The sequence below is a fragment of the Billgrantia desiderata genome (assembly GCF_900108215.1).
GTDB classification, from domain to species: Bacteria; Pseudomonadota; Gammaproteobacteria; order Pseudomonadales; family Halomonadaceae; genus Halomonas; species Halomonas desiderata.
Genome location: NZ_FNVC01000022.1, coordinates 64760 through 87545 on the forward strand (window position 1 = coordinate 64760; position 22786 = coordinate 87545).

Genomic DNA, 22786 nt, shown 5'->3' on the forward strand with positions numbered 1-22786 from the left:
TTACGTGCCGCACGGTAATCACTGGGTGTTGATGCGGTGAATATGCAGGGGCACCCCTGCTTTGTGAGCTGGAGATGTCCACCGCGAGTGCGTGCCACATGCCAGCCGTTATCACGGGCATAGTGAATGACGCCCCTCATCGCAGGAGAGCAACGTAATGGTTTACTAGCCATGGCGTGCCTCCTGTTGCCACTGGCAACGGATCGCCAACTGGCGGCGCTTCCAGTTCATGAAACGCTGTCGAATCCCGAGAAAACGCTGCCGGGCTATAGGAAAATGATCCAACTCGGCACGGCTCGTAATGCCGCACGCGGCGACGAGCCAGTCCCGCGCGTCCTGGGTATTGTGGGTACCATCGGGGAGTTCACGCTCTGAGAGCCCATACTTGTAGCGGCGGCGCCGGTCGAGATACAGGGCGAACCAGGGATCCTGGCAGAGCATGGCTGCCTGCCGCGCTACCGCGCCCCCCTTGGGGCGCGCTGCTTGGTTTGCGTTCATGAGGCGCCCCCAAACATATCCTGTTGACGCTCGTGCTCGGCCGCACGCGGATTTAGCCAAAGATGTTCCATGCGTGTCAGCGAACCCCCATTCCCTGATACCGCCGAGGAACGACTGACTCTCATCCAGCCGCTGAGCATGTCCCGGTAGAGCGCATTGTCATAACCACTCAGAACCACGTATCCCTCAAGCTGGAGGCAAACCTTGAGTAGTTGCTCATGCTCTACAAGCGTCATTTCGTGCCGGTAATAGCGGCTCGAGTCGAGACTACGTGTCTCTGGTACATAGGGTGGATCTATGTAGTGCAGCGTTTGCCGTCCATCGTGAGACAGCATCACCTCAATGGCAGGACGATTTTCGATCAGCACGTCGCGTAGCCGATCCGTAAATCGCACCATGGCTTCAGGGATGCGCCGCCAGGCCACGGCAACGCTGTAATGATTGGTGCCGCTACCACTCGACATGCGCATTCCTGACGTTCCGCGTGTCGCGCCGGCGGAGCCGAACGAAGCCCAAGCCCTAAAGATCGTGCGCCGTGCCTGCTCGACAGGATCTTCACATGGCTCTTGTGCCAGGGCGTATTCATCCCTGGCATAAGGTGTCAGCTCGCACATCTCACGCAGCCGAAGCGCGCGGCGAGGGTTACGCAGAACTCGGAATACATTGACGATCTCCGAATCCAAATCGTTGTAAATCTCGATTCTTGACGGAGTTTTGTTGAACAGCACGCCGGCTGCACCACCGAACGGCTCAAGATAAACATCATGAGGCGGGAAATGACTGGTAATCCAATCCGCCAGCTTGTGCTTGCCGCCGTGATAACGCATCACCGGTGGCACGCCTCGCTTGAATGATGGATGAGGTATCGATGAGGTTGTCATGGCCCCTCCCATTCATCCGCATATGCCTGAGCAACAGGAAGGGTGGCGTGAGGGGTTTGGGAGAGCTGCGTGCCGGTTTCCTTTTCGACGATAGTTAATACGAACCAATCACGATCGCCACTCGGCTTGGGATTGCGTGTAATGGTAAAAACCCACCCACCACTGCATGCCTCCCATGTTGGGCGGGAAATCATGCCCACTTGCCACTCCAGCGGTATTGGTGTGTCTGCGACATCTAATCCGAAGTGCTTACAAAGTAGACGGTGGATTTCTTCGTTTATCGTTCTCGGCCCTCGCTCACGCATTGCCTCATTGATGCGCTGCTGTAGTTGCCACGACACTGCAAACTCGACATACGCATGGTTATCTGTACTCATGCTCGGCCCTCCTCCGCATTCGAGGCAGCTACCGTCAGTCCCACAGCGACTTGGCGAACCCATATCGGGGTACTGCCCAAAGCGAACGTCTCGCCAGCCCACGCCAGCAGCAAAGTGGTACCCATGACGTCGGCGATCGCCTTAGCGGCATCGGGTGGTACTGCGTTGCCAATGCGCTCGCGCCAAGCGCTGTCGCTCAGGCCTTCCAGCTCGAGGTACTCCTCTGGATCGACGAGACTTTGCAACGACGCGAGCTCGAGCGTGGTGAACGGACGGTGCCAAGTGCCATCCTCTGACACGATGATGTAGACACCTCTATCTGTCTGGGCTGGCAGTGCATCAGCAATGGCATGAGCAGCTGTGGCTCTAGGGTCTGCGACTGAGAAGCGTCCGCTATCATGCCGTGCAGCGCCGCTGACAGCGCCGGTGGCGGCATCCCAGGCCACGACACCGTAGTGTCCGCCGGTTTGGTAGTGCTGCCTCTGCCCACCGAAGCCCACACGCGGATCAGCAATACAGCCAGCTCCATCTGCCGGACCACGGGCACTTATTACGGTGCCTGAGCGCTGGTCCCAGCGGACGACACGGTACTTATTGCGACTGGCTGCGTGGTGCCATTGCAGGCGGGGATCTGCAACCGAGTGTGGACCACCACCAACGAACATCTTGCCGGTTACCACTGGGGCCGGCTGATCCCAGCGACGAACGCCGTGCTGAACGGAGCGTGGGTGACCATCAATTCGTGGGTCGGCTATGGAAAATGCGCCATTAGTGGGCCTGGCGCTACTGGTGACGGTACCGCAGGTTTCATTCCAGCGATTCACACCCATTATGCCGCTGTGCCAGCCGCGTCCAGGCACGATGCCGTAGTCAGCCAGCATCCCATCTTCGACGCGCAGCCGTTCAAGTGAGCGCCAATCCTTGCCCGCCTCAACCATGGCCAGACGAACCCAGGTGCGCCACTGTAGAGATGGGACCCGATGCATCGGACCGCCTAGCTCGATGTCGCCCGGCAATGGAAGCTTTTCGAGGACGTCGCCCACGGCGCGAAGTGGTCGCTTCTGAGGCTCGTAGAGAAAAGGCGGGACCTTCGCCTGATGACGAGCTACCAGCAGGAAGCGCTTGCGAGACTGCGCCAGACCTCCCAGCTCACCGCAATCATGTGTGGTTTCTGCCACGGCATAGCCGTAGCTCTCCAGCAGGGCACAGATCTGGTCAAGCAGATGGCGGCCGCGGCTAGCGATACGCGGCACGTTCTCGAACAGGATGAACTCGAGCGGATCGTCGGCCCAAGCCTCGCATAGCAGCCAGATCCCACGAAGCGTCAACTCGTTCAATGCCTGATATTTAGCGGTCTTGCTGAGCGTCTCGTTCAGCAGCCCCGACAGGCCTTTGCATGGACTGCTAGTGAACCCGATGTGTGGCCGCTCGCCACCAGCCGCGCGCCGCAGATCGGCAGGGGTTGCCTCACGCCAGTCCGGTGGTGGCTCTTGGCCGTGGAAGGCGACGTACTGCTCGCGTGAAAACAGGTCCATGACCGTGCCCGGGGCACCGGTCAGGCGCTGGAAGTCAGCAATCGCGCCGGCATCGATGTCGATCCCACCAACACAGCGATAGCGGGCCACCATGTTGCCGATACGCGCGTTCCCACGGTTGAAGCCTCGCCCGCCGCCACCCAGCCCGCAGAACAGTTGGAAGTGCCTTATTTCACGGTACTCAACAAGCGAACTTATCTTGGCTTTCATGTTCATGCCCACGCCTCCCCACTGTGTCGCCACTCCAACGAACCGAATGTGGCTTGCTCTTCCAGGAAGGCCATGTGGACGGTACCAATCGGGCCATTTCTCTGCTTGCCGATAATCAGCTCGGCAATTCCCTTCGACTCGGGGTTGTCGGGGTGATAGACCTCGTCTCGATACACGAAGCCAATCACATCAGCGTCCTGCTCGATTGCCCCCGAGTCGCGTAGGTCAGCCATACCGGGGCGCTTGTTGGGGCGGCTCTCCACCCCCCGGTTGAGCTGCGATAGCGCGATGACAGGGCAACGCAGCTCTTTAGCGACTTCCTTCAGGATTCGGGAGATCGATGAAACCTCGAGATTGCGGTTCTCACCCCCGGATTCGTGTAGCAGTTGTAGATAATCGATAAGAATCATTGATGGACGGCCATGCCGGCGCGCCAAGCGTCGAGCTCGTGCCTTCAGCTGAGAAGCCGATATCCCCGCCTGATCGTCAATGAACAGCTTGCCATCGAGCTGCTCCTTGATGAGCGTGACGGCAGCGGTCAGGCGAGGCCAGTCATCATCTTCTAGCTTGCCGGTACGCAGTTTTTGAAGAGAGATACGCCCACGACTAGCCAGAAGTCGCAGCATTAGCTGTTCTTCGGGCATCTCCAAGCTGAATACCAGTACTGGTCCTGCTGCCGCGGTAGCATTCGAGAACAATGCAGACTCGACAAACCGTAGGCCCATTGCGGTTTTACCCATAGAGGGCCGTCCCGCAATAATGATGAGATCGGACGGCTGCCAACCAGCGGTCAGCTCATCTAGATCGTCGAATCCTGTGGGAACGCCGGTGACAGAGTCATCGCTATTGAATGCATGGTCGATGATGTCGATCGTTCGACTCAATATCTCGCCGATTGAGCTGAGCTCATGGCTGCGGTCGTCACCCAGCACGAACAGGCCTTGCTCGATCTCATTGATGAGTTCGACCGCGGACCGACCCTGGCGCGCCTCTCGATCATAAACTCGACGAGAGGCATCGTTGCAAAGCTGAGCTATTCCCCTGAGTTGTGCTCGATCCCGCACTACGTCTGCGTAAGCCACGATGTTTGCCGCTGAGGGGGTATTGCGTACTAGCTCGGCAAGATAGGCGATACCGCCTATCTCCCCTAACGCCTCATCTCCGAGATGCTCAGAGACAGTCACGACATCCATGGGCTTGCCAGTGGCAACAAGATCCTGAATAGCAGCGAAGATGCGACGATGTGCCGGGTGGTAGAAATTGTCTGCTGCTACTCTGTCCGCAACTTCATCCCATGCGTCGTTGTCGAGCATAAGGGCGCCGAGGACAGAGCATTCTGCTTCGATACTGTGTGGTGGGAGGTTGCCAAGGAATGGCACACCGACATCTTGAGCATGCTCAATGGCTAACATGGCGGTCATCTCCTTGCTCAGTGCCTGGGCACTGCATGGCATCGATGACCGGCGCCCACTGCGGATTGAGCTCCTTGGCAACCGCTTTCATGAGATCTGCCCCCGCAGGCGTTTTCCGCGCGTACGGTTTGACCGGCTCGAAACGGTGTATGGGCTCTCCTGCGGAGGATGCTTGTTTGAATGCAGCCAACATTCTGAGCTGACTATCCATCACCCATATACGCTCATCATCGCTGTAGAGTTCACGCATCTGCTGGACGATGTCGCGCCCATCGCGAGTCTCGTCGACTCGATTGAACATCAGTGATAGACGCGGCACGGTCAGCGTCGTGTAGCGAGTAAGCGTTTCAAGATCGTCGAGCAGACCCGCTGTCCCACGGGCAAACTCACGGGCACTGAGCATGTCGGGCGGTATTGGCGAGAGGCACTGATCAGCAGCGAGGATGGCTGACTCGAGCATGACCGATCGTGCGCCCTGGGTATCGATCAGGATCACGTCGTAGCAATCGAACATAGGATCGCTGAGCAGGTGAGCGAGTCTGAATCGCCCGTCGGGCGCATTCAGGAGTAGCTGCTGTAGTTGTCCCTGGTGGTCGTTGGATAGGACGATGTCCAGCCCGTCGATGACTGTGCGCGAGATGATGCGCTCTGGGCGAGTGTCGCTCTGGGCGATCAGCTCATAGATGCCACCAGAGGCTGTCTCGGAGAGAAGGTAGTAGCTGGATAGGGAGGGTTGGACATCCAAGTCGACAAGAAGGACATGGAGCCCAGCATCAGCAAGTAGACCGCCTAAGTTAGCAGTAGTGGTGGTCTTACCCACCCCACCCTTGCTGCAAATGATGCTGATTACACGCATTGTCGTTGCCCCTGCGTTGGTTGAAACCAAGCAGATGGCTACGAGTATTGCGGAGGACGGCCCCGAAGATCCTGCACTAGCAGGAAACCCAGAGCAGGCTATTCACGATCTGTATCAGAGCGCGGACAGTGCAGATGGTGCCGGCACCAGGAGTCGAACCCGGGACCTACTGATTACAAGTCAGTTGCTCTACCAACTGAGCTATGCCGGCTCGGGACCGACGCGTGCGAACTGCAGAGTCGGAAAAGGGTTGGCGTGGCTGGGGTACCAGGATTCGAACCTGGGAATGCCGATACCAAAAACCGGTGCCTTACCACTTGGCGATACCCCAGCAGTGTGGTGGCCAGAGACGGAATCGAACCGCCGACACGGGGATTTTCAATCCCCTGCTCTACCGACTGAGCTATCTGGCCGCTGCCAACGGTGCGTATTAAACAAGATCAGATCGGCAGCGTCAAGCCTTTCGTTTCATGCAGATGCCGCTGTCGTTTCAAAGCCATACGCCTAGCGCTCGGGCGGCACGTAGCCTTCCGCCTGGTCGGTTTCACGGTTGTCGAGAAAGCGCTCCATCTGCTCGTTGAGGTAGGCCCGCGCCTCGGGATCGAGCATGTTGAGGTGCTTCTCGTTGATCAGCCGGGTCTGCAGCGCCTGCCACTCCTCCCAGGCCTGCTTCGACACGCTGGCCTGGATCTCCTGGCCCTTCTTGCCCGGCAGCGGCGGGAAGGGCAGTGCCTCGAGCTCCTGCTGATACTTGCGACAGAACACGGTGCGGCTCATGGCGGTCTCCTTGCTGTTGGTGATGGCAGTGTTCAGGGCCCCGCGGGGGCGGCCAGAGCGAACGGTGCCAGCGAGGCCAGCAGCGCCTTGACCGGCGCCGCCAGCCCGATGCGCTCGGGGTTGCCTGGATCGTACCAGCATCGTGCCTCGCCCACCGCATCCAGCCTGCCGATCCGCGCCGGCTGCGGCGTGATGTCGAGGCGGAAGTGACTGAAGGTGTGGCTGAAGGCCGGCCAGGCCGGGTCGATGGCGGCCCCCGGAGCGTGCACGTCGAGCCAGCCCCGCAGCGCGGCCAGGTCGTCGAACTGAGGCAGCCCCCACAGTCCGCCCCACAGCCCGCTGGCAGGGCGCTGTTCGAGCAGCACCCGCCCCTCGGCATCACGCAGCACCAGCATCAGCGTGGTACGCGTCGGCAGCGCCTTTTTCGGCTTCGACTCGGGGAAGCGGCGCTCCTCACCGCGGGCATGGGCCACGCAGACGTCGGCGAACGGACAGCGCGAGCAGTCGGGGGTGCCGCGCCGGCACAGGGTAGCGCCGAGGTCCATCACCGCCTGGGTGTAGTCGGCCACGCGCTGCTCCGGCGTGTAGTGCTCGGCCAGCGCCCACAGCCTGCGTTCCACCGCCGGCCGCCCCGGCCAGCCCTCCACGGCGTGCAGCCGGGCCAGGCTGCGCTTGACGTTGCCGTCGAGGATCACGGCGCGTCGCCCGGTACTCTGGGCGATGATCGCGCCCGCGGTGGAGCGGCCGATGCCGGGCAGCGCCGCCATGGCCTCGAGGCTCGCCACCGGCAGCTCGCCACCGTGCTCGGCCACGACCTGACGGGCCGCCTTGTGCAGGTTGCGCCCACGGGCGTAGTAGCCAAGCCCGGTCCACAGGTGCAGCACTTCGTCCTGGGTGGCCTCGGCCAACGCCTCGAGAGTGGGGAAGCGCGCCATGAAGCGCTCGAAGTAAGGAATCACCGTGGTGACCTGGGTCTGCTGCAGCATGATCTCGGAGACCCACACCCGGTAGGGCGTGCGCTGGCGCTGCCAGGGCAAGTCATGGCGGCCGGCGCGGTCGTACCACGCCAGCAGACGCTGCTGGAAGACCGTAGGCTCAAGCACCGGTGTAGGCATTTCGCTCATGGATCAACCTCAAAGATGCCTGTCGAAAAATGCATGGCGAAAAAAAGCGCCGACTGGGAGTCGGCGCAGGGACTGGCTTTGGGTCGTCAGTTCAACAGACCACGCAGGGCGTCACGAAGTTCCCGACCGCCACCTTCGCCGAGACGTTCTTCGAGACGCTCCAGCGGCCGCTCCAGGCGACGCTCCAGCTCTTCTCTGGCGCGACCGGACACTTCGTCGCGCAGCAGCTCGGCCAGGGTGACCTGGAAGGCCTCGCGGTCGAAGCTGCACCAGTCGCCGCTGTCGCCGGAGAGCTCTCCGCTGCAGCGCACCGGCAGCGGCACGCGCTCCAGGCGCGGGTTGACCGGACAGGCAGCATCGGCACCGTCGACGAAGCGTGCGGCGGCACGCAGGTCGAAGCGCTCGCTGGTCAGATCGAGCTCTCCCGTCCCGCTCATGTCGATGCCCGGAATCGTCACCAGGATATCGTCACTCTGCACGACTCCGTCCGAGATGCGCAGGCGGGCTTCGGCGCGGTCGAAGCGCGTATCGGCACTCCAGTCCCGGGTAGTCTCGCGACCTTCGACCATGGCGGCCAGCGAGCACAGCTCCTGAGACACGTTGACGTCGAGCACGGCCCCTTCGTCGATACGCCCCTCCAGACGCCCGTTGAGATTGCGCTTGAGCGCTGGCCAAGTGTTGGCGCGCGTCTCGAGTTCGCCACCGAGGGTCAAACGACCGCGCAGCGGTGCCGGAGAGTCGTCGTCGGACAACGCCTCGAGCAGCGGCGCCAGACGCACCCGCGACAGCGACGGACGCAGTTGCCACAGGATCGGCTCACGCGTGAGGTCGAGCCCACCGCTGGCGCTCAGCTCGCCGTCATAGAACACTGAGCTGAAGCGTTCGAGGCGCTGCTGGCCGTCGGCACCCGCCAGGGCCAGCGACACCTCGGTGAAGTCGAGCCCGGAGAGACGCAGTTGCGCCAGGTCGAGCGCCCCGTTCAGGGTCAGCTGGGCCAGCCACTCGGCGGGCACCAGCGTGGCGGTGTCGTCGGCGTGGGCCTTGCGGATCCCCAGCAGGCCGGGGCGGGAGGCGCTCTGGCCCGTGGGTTCGGCAGGCGGCAGGTAGCCGTCCAGGTTGAGGTGATCGCCCTGCAGCTCGAAGTCCAGCAGCTGCCCCGTGAGGCCCGCGGCCAGACGTCCGGTGAAGGTGCTGCCATCCAGCACCAGGGTCAGCCCCGGCAGCTCGAGACGCTCGAGATTGCCGCGCACGGGGCTGGTCAATGCCACGTCGGAGAGCGCCTGAGGGTTGGCCATGGTCGGCATCTGGTTCATGCGCTCGAGCCACGGGCGCAGCGAGAAGGGCGCCAGGCTGACCTGACCGCTGTAGCTGGGCGACTGGTCGAGGCCCGCCAGGTTGAGGTGCCCGCTCAGGCGCAGATCGTCGGGTCCGGTGAGCTGCAGGTCGCGCAACTGCGCGGTGTTCTCCGCCAGGTCGGCATCCACGGCCATGGTCAGTGACAGGGGCAGCGCGCGCTCGCCCAGGGCGGGATGCCGCAGCCCGGCGTCCAGACGGCCTTCCTGGAGCTGCAGACGCTGCTGAGACAGGTCGAGAACGAGCTGCTGACCGCTCAGATCGAGCTGCTGGCGGTTCTCGGCGCCAGCCAGCCGGCTCAGTGTGGTCAGCCGCATGCCTTCGAGCACGTAACGGCGCTCGGCGAGAGCGAGGCGCATCCGCCCTTCCAGCGAGACCTCGCTCGCCAGTGTCGGGCTACGCTCCAGTTCCCGCCAATCCAACGCAGGATACGACCTGACCTGGAAGGAGGACTTGAGCGGGAAGGCACGCTGAGGATTGACATTGGTGCCGGAAACGTTGATCTCGTCGACCAGCCACTCCGAGCCGGCGGCCAGGTCGCGATAGATTGCCGCGCCGTTGCGCACCTGGACGCTGGCGATATTCAGCGCCACGGCCAGATTGCTGCCCTCGAGGCTGGGCCCGGCACTGGCCGGGGCCAGCGCCGACTCGGCGCCTTCGCGGCGCTCATCGAGGCGCTGCAGCAGGGTTTCCCAGTTGCCACGCCCCTCTTCGTCGCGTACCAGGCGCAACTGCATGCCTTCCAGCGTCAGGCCTTCGATGGCGATCTCGCCGCGCAGCAGCGGGGCGAAGGCGAGACTGACCTCGCCGTGGGCAAATGCCACGAACGGCGGTTCGTCGTTGCTCTGCTCCGGCAAACGGCCTTGCGCCTGCTCCACGCTCACACCGAGGCGCGGATAGAAGGACCAGGTGAGCGGTCCATCCAGGGTCAGCTCGAGGCCGCTTTGCTCACGCACCACCTCGATCAGCCGCGGCTTGAAGTCTTCCGGGTCGAGAAAGGTGGTGACATAGACCACGGCAGCCACCACCACTACCCCGAGAACGCCGATGGCGGCCAGCAGCGTCTGTAACAATCGCTTCATGTGTTACCGCCTCCTTACAGCGGTGGGGCCAATTCGTAATAGTCGCCGGTGGCATGCAAGCGATACCCCAGACGATTGAGCAACAGTTGGTCGGCGACGGGCAGTCGCGAGGCCGATGCACGCAGTTCGCGGCCTTCGCTACGTGCCGCATCGCTGATCAGAGCGAGGAGTCGCGAACCGACCCCGCGCCGCCGGGTGGCCTTGCGTACGCAGAGCTCCGACAGCCACCACGCCTGTTCGTCGGTCATCACCGCCACGGCGCCCAGCAGCCGATCGTTGAAGCGGGCGCAGGCGAAGAAATGGCCGGCATCGAGATGTTCGCGAATGAAGGTGTCCACCGGCACGCTGAGCCGTTCGGCCGGCGCGTCGGTATAGATTCGCTGCAGATCGAGCTGCACCTGGCGGTCCGAGCGCCAGACGCTGTTGTCGACGAGATGAAGCGTTACCGGCATGGCGGTCTCCCTGGCCGCGGCTCGGGCCGCCGCTGTGATGGGCGCATTGTAGCGGATGGGCGGGGCGATTCTCTATAATGGATGGCCCATGACGGCAAGCCCAGCGACTTGCCCGCCCGGAAGCCGACCGCAGGCACACCGGGCCCACACCATGCGACGCGCCAGAGCGCGAGAGAGACCCGACATGTCCGAGCGAATCGCCACGGTAACCCGTGACACCAAGGAAACCCAGATCACGGTGACCGTAAACCTCGATGGCGAGGGCCGGCTGAACTGCGAGACCGGCGTGCCCTTCCTCGACCACATGCTCGATCAGGTGGCTCGCCACGGTCTGATCGACCTCGACATCAAGGCAGTGGGCGATCTGCACATCGACGACCATCATACCGTCGAGGACCTCGGTATCACCCTCGGCCAGGCCTTCGACCAGGCCATCGGCGACAAGCGCGGCATATACCGCTATGGCCACGCCTACGTGCCGCTGGACGAGGCGTTGTCGCGAGTCGTGATAGACTTCTCGGGTCGCCCCGGGCTGTTCATGGACGTCGAGTTCACCCGCGCCAGCATCGGCCGCCTCGACACCCAGCTGTTCTGGGAGTTCTTCCAGGGCTTCGTCAATCATGCCCGGGTCACGCTGCATATCGACAACCTGAAGGGCTTCAATGCTCACCATCAGGCGGAGACCATCTTCAAGGCCTTCGGCCGCGCCCTGCGCATGGCCGTGGAGCCGGACCCGCGCATGGCCGGCCAGATGCCGTCCACCAAGGGCTGCCTGTAACGCAGACGACCGAACCTGAGAGGAGCCTTCATGACCATTGCCGTCATCGACTACGGAATGGGCAATCTGCACTCGGTTGCCAAGGCGCTCGAGCACGTCACCCACGAGCATGTGGTCATCACCCGCGACCCGCGCCGCATCCAGGGTGCCACTCGCCTGGTGCTGCCCGGCCAGGGGGCGATCCGCGACTGCATGGGCGAGCTCGAGCGCACCGAGCTGCGCGGCCTGGTGCAGGAACTGCTGGCCAGCCAGAGCAAGCCGCTGCTGGGGATCTGCGTGGGTCAGCAGATGCTGCTCGATCACAGCGAGGAGAGCGGCGGCATTCCCTGCCTGGGCTTTCTCTCCGGCAAGGTGAAGCGTTTTCCCGTCGACATGGTCGACGACCACGGGCAGCGCCTCAAGGTGCCCCACATGGGCTGGAACCTGGTGCATCAGCATCATGAGCACCCGTTGTGGGAAGGCATCGATCAGGACGAGCACTTCTATTTCGTGCACAGCTACTATGTCGCTGCTGAAGACGACGCCTGCGTGCTCGGCACCACCCGCTACGGCCGCATCGAGGCGCACGTGGCCGTCGGCCGCGATGCCACCTTCGCCGTGCAGTTCCACCCGGAGAAGAGCTCCCGTGCCGGTCTCAAGCTGTTGGAAAACTTCGTCAACTGGGCGCCCTGAACCGCGCCTGGTCAACTGGGCACCCTGAGCCGCGCCGCGATGACAACCCGGTGCGCACGCGCACCCGAGAGGACATGACATGCTGGTAATTCCCGCCATCGATCTCAAGGACGGCAAGTGCGTCCGTCTCAAGCAGGGCCGGATGGACGACGCCACCACCTACGGCGACGACCCGGTGGCCATGGCGGCGCGCTGGGTCGAGGCCGGCGCCCGCCGCCTGCACCTGGTCGATCTCAACGGCGCCTTCGAGGGCAAGCCGATCAACGGCGAGGCAGTGACCGCCATCGCCCGGCGCTGGCCCGAGCTGCCCATTCAGATCGGCGGTGGCATTCGCTCGGCCGAGACCATCGAACACTACCTGGCCGCCGGCGTCTCCTACGTCATCATCGGCACCAAGGCGGTCAAGGAGCCGGCGTTCGTCGGCGAGGTGTGCCGCGCCTTCCCCGGTCACGTGATCGTCGGCCTCGACGCCCGTGACGGCTTCGTCGCCACCGACGGCTGGGCCGAGGTCTCTCAGGTCAAGGCGGTGGACCTGGCCAAGCGCTTCGCCGACGACGGCGTCTCCAGCATCGTCTACACCGACATCGCCCGCGACGGCATGATGAACGGGGTCAACGTCGAGGCCACCGCCGAGCTGGCCCGCGAAGGCGGCCTGCCGGTGATCGCTTCCGGCGGGGTGACCAATCTCGACGACCTGCGCGCACTGGTCGCCGCAGGCGAGCCGGGCATTCTCGGCGCCATCACCGGCCGGGCGATCTACGAGGGCACCCTGGACGTCGCCGAAGGCCAGCGCCTGTGCGACGAACTCACCGGCAACCGAACGGGAGGCTGACATGGGCCTGGCCAAGCGCATCATTCCCTGTCTCGACGTCGACGCCGGCCGCGTGGTCAAGGGCGTCAACTTCATCGGCATCCGCGACGCCGGCGACCCGGTGGAGATCGCCCAGCGCTACAACCTGCAGGGCGCCGACGAGATCACCTTCCTCGACATCACCGCCAGCCACGAGGACCGTGACACCACGGTGGAAATGGTCGAGCGCATCGCTGGCGAGGTGTTCATCCCCCTGACCGTGGGCGGCGGCATCCGCACCTGCGACGATATCCGCACCATGCTCAACGCCGGCGCCGACAAGGTCTCGATCAATACCGCGGCGGTGACCAACCCCGACTTCGTGCGCGAGGCCGCCGAGCGCTTCGGCAGCCAGTGCATCGTGGTGGCCATCGACGCCAAGCGGGTCTCGACCGAGGGCGAGACGCCGCGTTGGGAGATCTTCACCCACGGCGGGCGCCGCCCCACCGGACTCGATGCCGTGGAGTGGGCGAAGAAGATGGTTGAATACGGTGCCGGCGAGCTGCTGTTGACCAGCATGGACCGCGACGGCACCAAGGCCGGCTTCGACCTGGGCGTGACCCGGGCCATCAGCGATGCCGTGACGGTGCCGGTGATCGCTTCCGGCGGCGTCGGCAATCTCGACCATCTGGTGGCTGGCGTACTCGAGGGCGGTGCCGATGCGGTGCTGGCCGCCAGCATCTTCCACTTCGGCGAATACACCATTCCCGAGGCCAAACGCTACATGGCCGAGCGCGGTATCGAGATGCGCCTGTGAGGCGAACAAGGAGCGTGAGCGTGCGGTATTCATGGAAGAGTGAATGTCGGGCCGTGGCAGCACTTGCCTTGGCCCTGCTGACGGCACCGGCTACGCTTGCCGCCGAAGCTCGGGAGCCGATCTGGCCACCGGTTATCGAGGTCGAGCATGTGCTGTTACAGACCAGTCTCTACACACGACACTTCAACCCCCAGCCCGACCACAACAATACCCAAGAGCTGATCAGCCTCGAGCTGCACAATCCGCAGCGCTGGCTGGTGGGCGGCGCCCGCTTCCTCAACTCCTTCGATCAGGAAGCCATCTACCTCTACGCCGGGCGCGAGTTTCCCTTCTGGGAGCCGAGCGACAACGTCACCGTGCGCGCCAAGCTCACCGCCGGACTGCTGCACGGCTACCGCGGCGAATATCAGGACAACATTCCGTTCAACCGCTACGGCACTGCCCCGGCGGCCTTGCCCAGCGTGGGTGTGCAGTGGGGGCGCTTCGAGACCGACCTGATCGTGTTCGGCACTGCCGGGGCGATGATCATAGGCGGCATCCGCTTCTAGACACAGCTTAGGCTAGGCTGCGAAGGAAACCTGGCGAAACGGGCGCGGGCGCCCGCTTCGCCCCCCATCACTCCAGCGCCAGGCCGAGATTGCTCACGCCATCGTTGCGCCCCAGCCGGCGCAGCGCCTTGAGCGAGTCCCGGTCGAGCGGACCTTCCGCCGCTTCCAGCACCGCATCCTGAAAGTCGTTCTCGTCGGCCATGAGTGGGTGCTCACGTACCAGCTTGGCCAGCTTGCTGGCATCCTCCTCGCCTTCGGTCAGCTCGACGAAGGCGCGCACGCCTCCCTTGGAGATGCGGCTGACCTCGAGCACGGCCTCGGGGGACTCCCCCCGCAGCGTATCGAACAGCGAGGACACTGCCACGACCACCTCCACCGCGCGCCGGGCACCGAAGCTGTCGTCGTCCTCCGGCGGTTCGAGCTCGGCCAGCTTTTCCGCCTGACGCTCGAAGTCGATACGCGCCTCGCGTACGGCGAGCTGCTCCCACACCAGATCGAGCATCACACGCAGGCCGGCCGGATTGCCGGTCCCCGTCATCTGGGCATAGAGCGAATAGTTGGGCAGCATCCGCTCGCACAGCGCCGCCATGAAGGCCTGTTGCTGACGCGGCGAGAGTGCCTGCAGTCGCTCATGGAAGCCCCCTTTTGGCTGGCTCATGGATTCTCCTCGTGTTTCGACGGTCAGAAGAAAGGATCAGGAAGCGGATGGCTCATGGCCACATGGCTTCGGGCGGCACGCGTCCCCGGCTATCGAAGAGCACACCCTCGGCGACCAGCCGCTCGCGCTGCTCGATGGCACCGGGATGCTCGGCCACCCGGCGCGATGCGGTGATCACGCGGAACCACGGCAGCCCGTGGTCGTCGGGCAGCTCGCGCAGCGCCCGGGCGACGAGCCGCGGCGTGCCGCCCTCGGTCATGGCGGCGATGCGACCGTAGGTGGTCACCCGCCCTGGCGGTATTGCCGCCAGGATGGTCAGTATCTGTTCCCGCAGCGCCGGTTTCATGTACGCTCCGCTCCCCTGCTTCGTGTCACCCTTCAATGGCGAGGATTCCATGCACCTGCATCTGCTTCAACACAGCCCGCACCACGGACCGGGCCGCATCGCCGACTGGCTGTCCAGCATGGGGCACAGCCATACCGTGTTCCATCTCTACGCCGGGGAGGCACCGCCCAGCCTCGCCGATGGCGATGCATTGATACTCCTCGACGGCCCGATGCATGTCCTCGACGATGCGCAGCACCCCTGGCTCAAGCGCGAGCGCAAGCTGATCGCTCGCGCGCTGGACGGCAACAAGCCGCTGCTCGGCATCGGCCTGGGTGCCAGGCTGATCGCCGCCGAGCTCGGCGCCACGGTGGGCCGCGGCACCTTCGCCGAAGTGGGCTGGCACGAGGTGACCCTGGCCCCCGAGAGCCCCTTCGACCTGCCGGAGCGCTTCACCGCCTTCATGTGGCATCGCGACGTCTTCGCCCTGCCCGACGAGGCGCTGCCGCTGGGCGGCAGTTCCGGCAGCCCGGTGCAGGGCTTCGCCTGGGATGCCGGCCGGGCGCTCGGCCTGCTCTGCCATCTGGAGGTCACGCGCGCCGGGGTCGACGCCCTGCTTGCCGAAGGGGAAAGGCCGGAAGGCAGCGACGCCAGCCCCCACGCCCAGCCTGACGAGGCCATTCTCGCCGATGACCGGCGCTTCGACCGCCTGGCCCCGCTGCTCGACCGCCTGCTGAGCCAGTGGATGCGCAGCGCCCCGGCGTAAGGAATCTCACGCCGGCTGCGGCTGCGTATCGAGCTGCCGCGAGCGCTCCTGCGACCAGGCTCGCGCCGCCGCCAGGCAGCTGTCCCAGTCGCCGACATGCAGGAAGCGCTCGGCGTTGCGCTTCTCCAACTGGTAGCGGTACATGGGGTCGTAGTATTCGGTGAGCAGCGGTGCCAGCCAGGCCTCATGGGCCTGGCGATTGCCGCGCTCGTGCTCGCGAAAGGCGAGCTGCTGAAGCCGCTGCAGACGCGCCAGCCGGGCATGGCCCAGGCGTTTCTTCAGCCGCGCCAGCGCGCTGGAGAGCTGCTTGCGCATCAGCGCCCAGCCCAGCCACTCGCCGAACTGCTGGCGATAGATCGCCCACAGATCGTCGATGTAATCCTTGTGAATCTGCGCCAGACGCCAATCCAGGGGCATCTCCACCCGCACCCTTGGCGCACCCTCCATCGCCCGCCAGAAGGCGAGCGGCACATTGGCCGTGCCGATGTGGCGCGACTCGTCCTCCACCACCAGCGGTCCTGACAGTGCCAGCAGACGCAGCCCCATGGCGTGCTCGAAGTCGATCTGACTGGGCGCCGGCAAGGGGTGGCGACCGAAGGCCGAGCCCTTGTGGCGGGCGCAGCCCTCGAGGTCGAGCCCGTTGGCCAGCTGCTGCACCAGTGTCGTCTTGGCGCAGCCGGTGAGACCTCCCACCACCAGCAGCGGTTGCTCGGCCGCGGCGTCGATACGCGCGCACAGCGCCTGGCGCATGGCCTTCCAGCCGCCGCGAATGCGTGGCCGCTCAACACCGGCCTCGGCCAGCCACTGCTGGGCGATCTGCGAACGCAGCCCACCGCGATAGCAGTAAATGATCGCCTCGGGATGGACCTCTACCGTGCGCTGCCAGGCCGCGATGCGTGCCTGCCGAATCCCCCCGCTGACCAGCCGCTGACCCAGCACGATGGCGGCCTGCTGGCCGCGCTGCTTGTACTCGATGCCGACCAGGCGCCGCTCCTCGTCGTCCATCAGCGGTAGATTGATCGCCCCGGGCAACCCGCCCTGGGCGAACTCCACCGGCGCGCGCACGTCGATCAGCGGCACGCCCTGACGTAACAGGCCGAGGTCGGCATCGACCAGCGGCAGCGTCTTCACCCCAGCACCTCGATCAGGGCCTGCCCCTCGGCCTTGGCCACCTCGCCGAAGGGCACCAGCTCGATGCCGTGCTCACGCCCGATGCGCTCGACGTCGTCCTGCCAGGAGGGGTGCACGGAAATCAGCAGGCCGCCGGAGGTCTGCGGGTCGCACAGCCACTGCCAGTGCGGCTCGTCCATCTCCTTGAGCGCCGCACCCAGCGCCTTGCGATTGCGCAGGGTGCCGCCAGGCACCGCGCCGCGGCGACGATAGGCCTCGGCCTCGGCCAGCCGCGGCAGGCGGCGGAAATCGATGCGCGCCGCCACGCCGCTGGCCTGACACACTTCGGTGAGGTGACCGGCCAGGCCGAACCCGGTGACGTCGGTCATGGCGTTCACCCCCTTCACCCGGGCCAGCGCCATGCCGATATGATTGGGCTGCAGCATGGTCTCCCGGGCCAGGTTCTGATGGCCCGACTCCAGCAGCCCCTGCTTCTCGGCGGTGGTGAGAAACCCCACGCCCAGCGGCTTGGTCAGGTACAACAGGTCGCCCACCTGGGCGCCCTTGTTGAGCTTCAGGTGTTCGAGATCGACCAGGCCGTTGACCGCCAGGCCGAAGATCGGCTCGGGGGAGTCGATGGAGTGCCCGCCGGCCAGCGCCAGGCCTAGCTCACGGCAGACGCCCTGGGCTCCCGCCACCACGTCGCCGGCGATCTCCGGCCCCAGCTTGTCCAGCGGCCAGCCGAGGATGCCCAGCGCCATGACCGGCTTGCCGCCCATGGCATAGACGTCGCTGATGGCGTTGGTGGCGGCGATACGGCCGAAATCGAAGGGGTCGTCGACTATGGGCATGAAGAAGTCGGTGGTGGCGATCATGCCACGGCCATCGCCGAGGTCATAGACGGCCGCATCCTCACGGCCCTGATTGCCTACGATCAGTCGCGAATGGGTCGCCCCCGGGCCGGCCTTGGCCAGGATGCCGTCGAGTACGTCGGGGGCAATCTTGCAGCCACAGCCGGCACCGTGGCTGTACTGGGTCAGTCGAATCGCGCTCATCTCGTTCTCCTTGGCAGTTCAATTCCCATTCTACCGCAGCGACGCATGCTTGCCTCACAGCGCTTCGAGGGCATCGGCCAGCTTGTCCACGGCCACCACCTCCATCCCCTCCGGGGCGCGCTTGGGCGCATTGGCCCGCGGCACGATGGCGCGGGTGAAACCATGCTTGGCCGCCTCCACGATGCGCTCCTGGCCGCTGGGCACGGGGCGAATCTCACCGGAAAGCCCCACTTCACCGAAAACCACCAGCTCGCGCGGCAGGGAGCGGTTCTGCAGGCTCGACACCACGGCGAGCAGCACCGCCAGGTCGGCGCTGGTCTCCAGCACCTTGACCCCGCCGACCACGTTGAGGAAGACGTCCTGGTCGCCGGTGAACAGCCCCCCGTGGCGATGCAGCACCGCCAGCAGCATGGCCAGGCGGTTCTGATCGAGGCCCACCGCGACCCGCCGCGGGTTGCCCAGCGCCGACTCGTCGAGCAGCGCCTGCACCTCCACCAGCAGAGGCCGCGTGCCCTCCCAAACCACCATTACCAGGCTGCCGGCGGCCTGCTCCTCGCTGCGCGAGAGGAAGATCGCACTGGGGTTCTTCACCTCCTTGAGCCCATGCTCGAGCATGGCGAACACCCCCAGCTCGTTGACCGCGCCGAAGCGGTTCTTCTGGCCGCGCAGCGTGCGGAAGCGCGAATCGGCACCGCCTTCGAGCAGCAGCGAAGCATCGATCATGTGCTCCAGCACCTTGGGACCGGCCAGGGTGCCGTCCTTGGTCACGTGCCCCACCAGCAGCAGTACGGTGTTGGACTGCTTGGCGAAGCGTGTCAGCACCGCGGCTGACTCGCGCACCTGGGCCACCCCGCCGGGCGCCGAGGCGATATCCTCCAGGTGCATGGTCTGGATCGAGTCGATCACCAGAATCTCGGGGCGCTCGCGCTCGGCCACCGCCAGCACCGTCTCGACGCTGGTCTCGGCCAGCATCTTCAACCCCTGGGTGGGCAGCTGCAGCCGGTGGGCTCGCATTGCCACCTGGGAGAGCGACTCCTCGCCGGTGACGTAGAGCACTCGACGCGCCTGGGCCAGCTTGCAGGCGGTCTGCAGCAGCAGGGTCGACTTGCCGGCACCGGGGTTGCCACCCAGCAAGACCGCCGAGCCCGGTACCAGGCCACCGCCCAGCACACGGTCGAACTCGCCGAAGGTTGAAGAAAGCCGCGGCACCTCGGTGAGGTCGACGCTGCCAAGGTCGACCACCTCCTTCGACAGGCCGCCGGCGTAGCCCGCGCGCCCGGCCCCGCTGCTGGCGGCCGCCCCCGGCCGGGCGGCGGCCAGGCGCACCTCGCTGAGCGTGTTCCACTCCAGACAGCTCGAACACTGCCCCTGCCACTTGCGGTACTCGGCCCCGCACTCGGTACAGACGAAGGCGCTCTTCGCTTTGGCCATGTGGGCCTCTCCCCGCTTCTCGTCGGCCCCTCAGGACCGTTGAACGTATCAGACGCGCGAAGGCGGCCCGCAGGCCGCCTTCGCTGATGCCCGCAACGCGTACTTACATGCGCTGCAGCTGCAGGGCTTCGTTGTTCTGGAAGCGACGACGCTGAGGGTCGATCAGTTCCAGGGTCTGGTCATCGATACGCAGGAAGTAGTAGATCTGGCCTTCGCCGTCCGGTGTCAGCTCATAGACGGTGGCATCGGGGTCGACTGCGGTACCGCTGAGCACTTCCCAGTTACCGGCATACTCTTCATCGGGCGGATCCTGGGGGTGTTCGCGATAGCTGGCGCGCAGGTCGAAGGTTCTCTCCTCCAGTGACGCCTGTTCGCTGCCACGCAGGTTCACCGTCAGGTCGATGCCCGCGCAGTTGCGGCAGGGCAGCGTCCCTTGATATGCCACGGCATCGTCCATTGCCACATCGGCACGATCGTCAACCGCAGGGGCTGCACAACCGGCCAGGAAGGCCAGCATGGCCGAGCCAGCCAGCAGGGTCCTCACTTGCATTTGCTCACTCCTAACCTATGGGTTTGTCGCCTTGTAGGGTGTGTCATCATATGTGACAGCATAACCCTTAAGAGCGCTCGCAGACAGTCTCGGCTTTTCGACTGCAGCCACGGCTCACGCCGCCCCCGGATAGACGTGCATGAACACCAGTGCCAGCACGACGGGCATCACCACCAGGCTGCCCAGGTTGCCGATCAACACCAGCGAAGCGACCTTTTGCGGCTCCTGTCGATACTGCTCGGCGACCAGATAATTGAGCACCGCCGGCGGCAGCGCCGCAAACACCCACAGCACCGCGGCCTGCAGTCCCGTCAGCTCCAGCCACAGGATCATGGGCAGCGCCAGAATCAGCCCCGATAGAGGACACAGCACCGCCCCCAGCATGCCGGTCTTCCAGTCACGAAAGTCGATGTCGAGCATGCGCACCCCGAGGGCGAACAGCATCAGCGGAATGCACACGCCGCCCAGCATGTGCAGCGCCTCGAGCAGCCAGCCCGGCAGCGGCACGCCGCCCAGATTCACCCCCAGCCCCGCCAGGCTGGCCAGCACGATGGGCATGCGCAGCAGCCGCCACAGCGGCGTGCGCGGGCTGAGCATGTAGAGCCCCACCGAGAAATGCAGCAGCATCTCGACGATGAACACCACCACGGCGGCAGGCAGCGCCGCCTCGCCGAAGGCCAGCACCAGCAGCGGGACCCCCATGTTGCCGGAATTGTTGAACATCATCGGCGGCAAGAAGGTCTTGGGCTCGAGCCTGAGCAGCTTGACCAGCGGCCACAGCACCACCCCCGAGCCCAACACCACCACCGCAGCCGCCAACGCCAGGCCGGCATACTCCTCCAGCGGCGCCTGGCCGTCGGCCAGCACGGCAAACACCAGCATGGGAACGAAGATTTCCATGTTGAGCGTATTGAGGCTACGAATGTCAGGCGTGCGGAAGCGGCCATACAGCGTGCCACAACCGGCAATCAGGAAAACCGGCAGCAGAGTGGCGATGATCTGGGCGGTCATGAAGGGTTCCAGGATCCAGACGAAAGCGCCTAGGCTAGCATGCTGTCGGCTTGCGCGGTCAGGCCACAGCGGTCAACATTGGCCTAAAGTTCCGTCCCTGTGAGAAACGAGACACCATGAGCCAGTTCTGGAGCCCGGCGGTACGCGAGCTGACGCCCTACGTACCGGGCGAGCAGCCGCGCGAGAAGCTGATCAAGCTGAACACCAACGAGAACCCCTACCCGCCGGCGCCCGGCGTCGAGGCGGCGCTGCGCGAATACCCCGTCGATCATCTGCGGCTCTATCCCGACCCGCAGTCTCTCGCCCTGCGCCAGGCGCTTGCTCACGAGCATGGCGTCGCGGTGGAACAGGTGTTCGTCGGTAACGGCTCCGATGAAGTGCTGGCCCTGGCCTTTCAGGCCTTCTTCTGTCACGAGCGTCCGCTCGAGATGCCCGACATCACCTACAGCTTCTACCCGGTCTACTGCAAGCTGTACGGCATCGAGCGGCGCAGCCTGCCCCTGGACGACCGGTGGCGGGTCGATCTCGACGCCTTCACTGCCGACAGCGGCGGCGCCATCTTCGCCAACCCCAACGCCCCCACGGCCCATGGGCATCCGCGCGATGCCATTGCCGGCCTGCTCGAGCGCCTGACCGATCAGGTCGTGCTGGTCGACGAAGCCTACGTCGACTTCGGTGGCGAGAGCGTGGTGCCCCTGATCGAGCGCTTCCCCAATCTGCTGGTGACCGGTACCTTCTCCAAGTCCCGCAGCCTGGCCGGCCTGCGCCTGGGCTATGCCATCGGCTCAAGCGAGCTGATCGAAGGGCTGGTACGGGTCAAGGACTCCTTCAACTCCTACCCCATCGACAGCCTGGCAAGCGCACTTGCCATTGCCTCGCTCGAGGACCGCGAGCATTTCGATGCCTGCCGTGAGCGCGTCGTCACCACCCGCGAGCGCACCGTCAGGCGCCTCGGCGAACTGGGCTTCGAGGTCCTGCCCTCCCAGGCCAATTTCGTCCTCGCTCGTCATCCCGAGCACGACGCTGCACAACTCTTCGTCGGCCTGCGCGAACGGGGCATTCTGGTGCGCCACTTCAACACCGAAGCGCTGCGCGACTTCCTGCGCATCTCGATCGGCACCGATGACGAAATGGACAGCCTGATCGAAGCCTTCGAACTGCTCTGCCGCTGAGCCACCCCACGGGCGCCGCCAGGCGCCCGTTGCGTTCAGGAATCTCGCCATGCCCACTCCGCCCCTGCCGGTTTCCGGGGTCCATCATGTCGCCCTGATCACCGCCGACTACTCTCGAGCCAAGCGCTTCTATCTCGATGTACTGGGCGCCGAGGTGCTCAACGAGAGCTACCGCGTCGAGCGTGACAGCTACAAGCTCGACCTGCGCCTCCCCGGCGGCATCCAGTTGGAACTCTTCTCCTTTCCCGCGCCGCCGGCGCGCCCCAGCTACCCCGAAGCCTGCGGTTGGCGTCACCTGGCCCTGGCCACTGCCGACCTGGATGCCTGTGTGAAGCTGCTCGAGGCGCGCGGCGCAAGGCCCGAGCCCATCCGAGTCGATGCCCTGACGGGCTCGCGCTTCACTTTTTTGAGCGACCCGGACGGCGCCCCAATCGAGCTATACGAGCAGAAATGACAGGATCGGGTAGGGGCCGGGGTCACCCCCGGCGCCCTCCCACACCACCGTACGTACCGTTCGGTATACGGCGGTTCATGAAGAACGGCTAA

Annotated in this window: 25 protein-coding genes and 3 tRNA genes; 8 read left to right on the plus strand and 20 right to left on the minus strand. The window is 64.8% G+C overall.

Translation table 11 applies throughout. The features are described 5' to 3' along the window. Positions 1-165: 165 nt before the first annotated feature. The 13 genes from C4S71_RS17385 to C4S71_RS17440 form a co-directional block, all read right to left on the minus strand. Positions 166-498, minus strand: a complete 333-nt coding sequence (locus C4S71_RS17385) for a hypothetical protein (protein WP_103970037.1) — start codon at positions 496-498, stop codon at positions 166-168. Continuing rightward, on the minus strand, positions 495-1379 hold the full coding sequence (locus tag C4S71_RS17390; RefSeq protein ID WP_103970038.1) for a DNA adenine methylase: 885 nt from the start codon (positions 1377-1379) through the stop codon (positions 495-497). The genes C4S71_RS17385 and C4S71_RS17390 overlap by 4 nt, the downstream gene beginning before the upstream one ends. Then, positions 1376-1756 carry a hypothetical protein gene (locus C4S71_RS22365; RefSeq protein ID WP_146064625.1) on the minus strand — a complete coding sequence of 127 codons (381 nt, stop codon included), beginning with the start codon at positions 1754-1756 and terminating at the stop codon, positions 1376-1378. Before C4S71_RS22365 ends, C4S71_RS17390 begins: the two co-directional genes overlap by 4 nt. Then, the gene (locus C4S71_RS17395; RefSeq protein ID WP_235014609.1) at positions 1753-3507 is read right to left on the minus strand and encodes a DNA cytosine methyltransferase; all 1755 of its coding nucleotides are present in this window, start codon (positions 3505-3507) and stop codon (positions 1753-1755) included. Before C4S71_RS17395 ends, C4S71_RS22365 begins: the two co-directional genes overlap by 4 nt. Next, positions 3504-4913, minus strand: a complete 1410-nt coding sequence (gene dnaB, locus C4S71_RS17400) for a replicative DNA helicase (protein WP_103970039.1) — start codon at positions 4911-4913, stop codon at positions 3504-3506. Before dnaB ends, C4S71_RS17395 begins: the two co-directional genes overlap by 4 nt. Further along, positions 4900-5769 carry a ParA family protein gene (locus tag C4S71_RS17405; RefSeq protein WP_103970040.1) on the minus strand — a complete coding sequence of 290 codons (870 nt, stop codon included), beginning with the start codon at positions 5767-5769 and terminating at the stop codon, positions 4900-4902. The genes dnaB and C4S71_RS17405 overlap by 14 nt, the downstream gene beginning before the upstream one ends. A gap of 135 nt (positions 5770-5904) precedes the next feature. Continuing rightward, positions 5905-5980 (minus strand) — tRNA-Thr (locus C4S71_RS17410). Between the two features lie 45 nt (positions 5981-6025). Then, a tRNA-Gln gene (locus C4S71_RS17415) sits at positions 6026-6100 on the minus strand. A gap of 6 nt (positions 6101-6106) precedes the next feature. Then, positions 6107-6182 (minus strand) — tRNA-Phe (locus tag C4S71_RS17420). Between the two features lie 91 nt (positions 6183-6273). After that, on the minus strand, positions 6274-6546 hold the full coding sequence (locus C4S71_RS17425; RefSeq protein ID WP_010627437.1) for an oxidative damage protection protein: 273 nt from the start codon (positions 6544-6546) through the stop codon (positions 6274-6276). A 32-nt stretch (positions 6547-6578) separates the two neighbouring features. Further along, entirely contained in the window at positions 6579-7670 is a 1092-nt protein-coding gene (gene mutY / locus C4S71_RS17430) for an A/G-specific adenine glycosylase (RefSeq protein WP_103970041.1), read from the minus strand. A gap of 86 nt (positions 7671-7756) precedes the next feature. Next, positions 7757-10105, minus strand: coding sequence for an AsmA family protein (locus C4S71_RS17435; RefSeq protein ID WP_103970042.1), 2349 nt, complete (start codon positions 10103-10105; stop codon positions 7757-7759). Between the two features lie 14 nt (positions 10106-10119). Then, positions 10120-10557, minus strand: a complete 438-nt coding sequence (locus C4S71_RS17440; RefSeq protein WP_086508669.1) for an acetyl-CoA sensor PanZ family protein — start codon at positions 10555-10557, stop codon at positions 10120-10122. 184 nt (positions 10558-10741) lie between these two features. Between C4S71_RS17440 and hisB the strand changes: the two genes are divergently transcribed. The 5 genes from hisB to C4S71_RS17465 all read left to right on the plus strand — a co-directional run bounded on the left by hisB (position 10742) and on the right by C4S71_RS17465 (position 14162). Beyond that, complete coding sequence (gene hisB / locus C4S71_RS17445; protein ID WP_103970043.1) at positions 10742-11335, plus strand: imidazoleglycerol-phosphate dehydratase HisB; 594 nt, start codon at positions 10742-10744, stop codon at positions 11333-11335. A gap of 30 nt (positions 11336-11365) precedes the next feature. Then, positions 11366-12007: an imidazole glycerol phosphate synthase subunit HisH gene (hisH, locus tag C4S71_RS17450; RefSeq protein WP_086508671.1), complete on the plus strand. Its 642-nt coding sequence runs from the start codon at positions 11366-11368 to the stop codon at positions 12005-12007. Positions 12008-12086: 79 nt separating this feature from the next. Continuing rightward, positions 12087-12839 carry a 1-(5-phosphoribosyl)-5-[(5-phosphoribosylamino)methylideneamino]imidazole-4-carboxamide isomerase gene (gene hisA, locus C4S71_RS17455; RefSeq protein WP_086508672.1) on the plus strand — a complete coding sequence of 251 codons (753 nt, stop codon included), beginning with the start codon at positions 12087-12089 and terminating at the stop codon, positions 12837-12839. Position 12840: 1 nt separating this feature from the next. Beyond that, entirely contained in the window at positions 12841-13614 is a 774-nt protein-coding gene (gene hisF, locus C4S71_RS17460) for an imidazole glycerol phosphate synthase subunit HisF (protein WP_086508673.1), read from the plus strand. Positions 13615-13667: 53 nt separating this feature from the next. After that, on the plus strand, positions 13668-14162 hold the full coding sequence (locus C4S71_RS17465) for a hypothetical protein (RefSeq protein ID WP_235014611.1): 495 nt from the start codon (positions 13668-13670) through the stop codon (positions 14160-14162). Positions 14163-14229: 67 nt separating this feature from the next. Here the strand turns inward: C4S71_RS17465 and C4S71_RS17470 are convergent, their stop codons facing one another. Together C4S71_RS17470 and C4S71_RS17475 are read right to left on the minus strand one after the other, a co-directional pair. Further along, positions 14230-14820 (minus strand): YjaG family protein, encoded by a 591-nt coding sequence (locus tag C4S71_RS17470; RefSeq protein ID WP_086508675.1) that lies wholly within the window; start codon positions 14818-14820, stop codon positions 14230-14232. A 52-nt stretch (positions 14821-14872) separates the two neighbouring features. Further along, positions 14873-15166, minus strand: a complete 294-nt coding sequence (locus C4S71_RS17475) for an MGMT family protein (protein ID WP_103970044.1) — start codon at positions 15164-15166, stop codon at positions 14873-14875. A gap of 49 nt (positions 15167-15215) precedes the next feature. Here C4S71_RS17475 and C4S71_RS17480 point away from each other — a divergent pair, with 49 nt between their 5' ends. Beyond that, entirely contained in the window at positions 15216-15911 is a 696-nt protein-coding gene (locus C4S71_RS17480) for a type 1 glutamine amidotransferase (protein ID WP_103970053.1), read from the plus strand. Between the two features lie 6 nt (positions 15912-15917). Here the strand turns inward: C4S71_RS17480 and mnmH are convergent, their stop codons facing one another. The 5 genes from mnmH to C4S71_RS17505 form a co-directional block, all read right to left on the minus strand. Further along, the gene (gene mnmH / locus C4S71_RS17485) at positions 15918-17042 is read right to left on the minus strand and encodes a tRNA 2-selenouridine(34) synthase MnmH (RefSeq protein ID WP_103970045.1); all 1125 of its coding nucleotides are present in this window, start codon (positions 17040-17042) and stop codon (positions 15918-15920) included. Beyond that, on the minus strand, positions 17039-18076 hold the full coding sequence (selD, locus tag C4S71_RS17490; protein WP_086508678.1) for a selenide, water dikinase SelD: 1038 nt from the start codon (positions 18074-18076) through the stop codon (positions 17039-17041). The genes mnmH and selD overlap by 4 nt, the downstream gene beginning before the upstream one ends. 54 nt (positions 18077-18130) lie before the next feature. Next, entirely contained in the window at positions 18131-19507 is a 1377-nt protein-coding gene (radA, locus tag C4S71_RS17495; RefSeq protein WP_103970046.1) for a DNA repair protein RadA, read from the minus strand. Positions 19508-19610: 103 nt separating this feature from the next. After that, positions 19611-20057 (minus strand): copper resistance protein NlpE N-terminal domain-containing protein, encoded by a 447-nt coding sequence (locus tag C4S71_RS17500; RefSeq protein WP_086508679.1) that lies wholly within the window; start codon positions 20055-20057, stop codon positions 19611-19613. A 114-nt stretch (positions 20058-20171) separates the two neighbouring features. Continuing rightward, positions 20172-21068 (minus strand): AEC family transporter, encoded by an 897-nt coding sequence (locus C4S71_RS17505; RefSeq protein WP_103970047.1) that lies wholly within the window; start codon positions 21066-21068, stop codon positions 20172-20174. A 116-nt stretch (positions 21069-21184) separates the two neighbouring features. Between C4S71_RS17505 and hisC the strand changes: the two genes are divergently transcribed. After that, entirely contained in the window at positions 21185-22240 is a 1056-nt protein-coding gene (gene hisC / locus C4S71_RS17510) for a histidinol-phosphate transaminase (RefSeq protein WP_103970048.1), read from the plus strand. Positions 22241-22289: 49 nt separating this feature from the next. Continuing rightward, on the plus strand, positions 22290-22694 hold the full coding sequence (gene gloA2 / locus C4S71_RS17515; protein WP_103970049.1) for an SMU1112c/YaeR family gloxylase I-like metalloprotein: 405 nt from the start codon (positions 22290-22292) through the stop codon (positions 22692-22694). Positions 22695-22786: the final 92 nt, after the last annotated feature.

Excerpts from the sequence above, each read along its gene's own strand:
- C4S71_RS17475 (WP_103970044.1), bottom strand. The coding sequence starts at position 15,166 with ATGAAACCGGCGCTGCGGGAACAGATACTGACCATCCTGGCGGCAATA.
- radA (WP_103970046.1), bottom strand. The coding sequence starts at position 19,507 with ATGGCCAAAGCGAAGAGCGCCTTCGTCTGTACCGAGTGCGGGGCCGAG.
- dnaB (WP_103970039.1), bottom strand. The coding sequence starts at position 4,913 with ATGTTAGCCATTGAGCATGCTCAAGATGTCGGTGTGCCATTCCTTGGC.
- C4S71_RS17500 (WP_086508679.1), bottom strand. The coding sequence starts at position 20,057 with ATGCAAGTGAGGACCCTGCTGGCTGGCTCGGCCATGCTGGCCTTCCTG.
- C4S71_RS17470 (WP_086508675.1), bottom strand. The coding sequence starts at position 14,820 with ATGAGCCAGCCAAAAGGGGGCTTCCATGAGCGACTGCAGGCACTCTCG.
- hisF (WP_086508673.1), top strand. The coding sequence starts at position 12,841 with ATGGGCCTGGCCAAGCGCATCATTCCCTGTCTCGACGTCGACGCCGGC.
- selD (WP_086508678.1), bottom strand. The coding sequence starts at position 18,076 with ATGAGCGCGATTCGACTGACCCAGTACAGCCACGGTGCCGGCTGTGGC.
- C4S71_RS17480 (WP_103970053.1), top strand. The coding sequence starts at position 15,216 with ATGCACCTGCATCTGCTTCAACACAGCCCGCACCACGGACCGGGCCGC.
- C4S71_RS17435 (WP_103970042.1), bottom strand. The coding sequence starts at position 10,105 with ATGAAGCGATTGTTACAGACGCTGCTGGCCGCCATCGGCGTTCTCGGG.
- C4S71_RS22365 (WP_146064625.1), bottom strand. The coding sequence starts at position 1,756 with ATGAGTACAGATAACCATGCGTATGTCGAGTTTGCAGTGTCGTGGCAA.
- mutY (WP_103970041.1), bottom strand. The coding sequence starts at position 7,670 with ATGAGCGAAATGCCTACACCGGTGCTTGAGCCTACGGTCTTCCAGCAG.
- C4S71_RS17425 (WP_010627437.1), bottom strand. The coding sequence starts at position 6,546 with ATGAGCCGCACCGTGTTCTGTCGCAAGTATCAGCAGGAGCTCGAGGCA.
- hisC (WP_103970048.1), top strand. The coding sequence starts at position 21,185 with ATGAGCCAGTTCTGGAGCCCGGCGGTACGCGAGCTGACGCCCTACGTA.
- hisA (WP_086508672.1), top strand. The coding sequence starts at position 12,087 with ATGCTGGTAATTCCCGCCATCGATCTCAAGGACGGCAAGTGCGTCCGT.
- C4S71_RS17390 (WP_103970038.1), bottom strand. The coding sequence starts at position 1,379 with ATGACAACCTCATCGATACCTCATCCATCATTCAAGCGAGGCGTGCCA.
- C4S71_RS17395 (WP_235014609.1), bottom strand. The coding sequence starts at position 3,507 with ATGAACATGAAAGCCAAGATAAGTTCGCTTGTTGAGTACCGTGAAATA.
- hisH (WP_086508671.1), top strand. The coding sequence starts at position 11,366 with ATGACCATTGCCGTCATCGACTACGGAATGGGCAATCTGCACTCGGTT.
- C4S71_RS17405 (WP_103970040.1), bottom strand. The coding sequence starts at position 5,769 with ATGCGTGTAATCAGCATCATTTGCAGCAAGGGTGGGGTGGGTAAGACC.
- C4S71_RS17505 (WP_103970047.1), bottom strand. The coding sequence starts at position 21,068 with ATGACCGCCCAGATCATCGCCACTCTGCTGCCGGTTTTCCTGATTGCC.
- C4S71_RS17385 (WP_103970037.1), bottom strand. The coding sequence starts at position 498 with ATGAACGCAAACCAAGCAGCGCGCCCCAAGGGGGGCGCGGTAGCGCGG.
- gloA2 (WP_103970049.1), top strand. The coding sequence starts at position 22,290 with ATGCCCACTCCGCCCCTGCCGGTTTCCGGGGTCCATCATGTCGCCCTG.
- hisB (WP_103970043.1), top strand. The coding sequence starts at position 10,742 with ATGTCCGAGCGAATCGCCACGGTAACCCGTGACACCAAGGAAACCCAG.
- C4S71_RS17440 (WP_086508669.1), bottom strand. The coding sequence starts at position 10,557 with ATGCCGGTAACGCTTCATCTCGTCGACAACAGCGTCTGGCGCTCGGAC.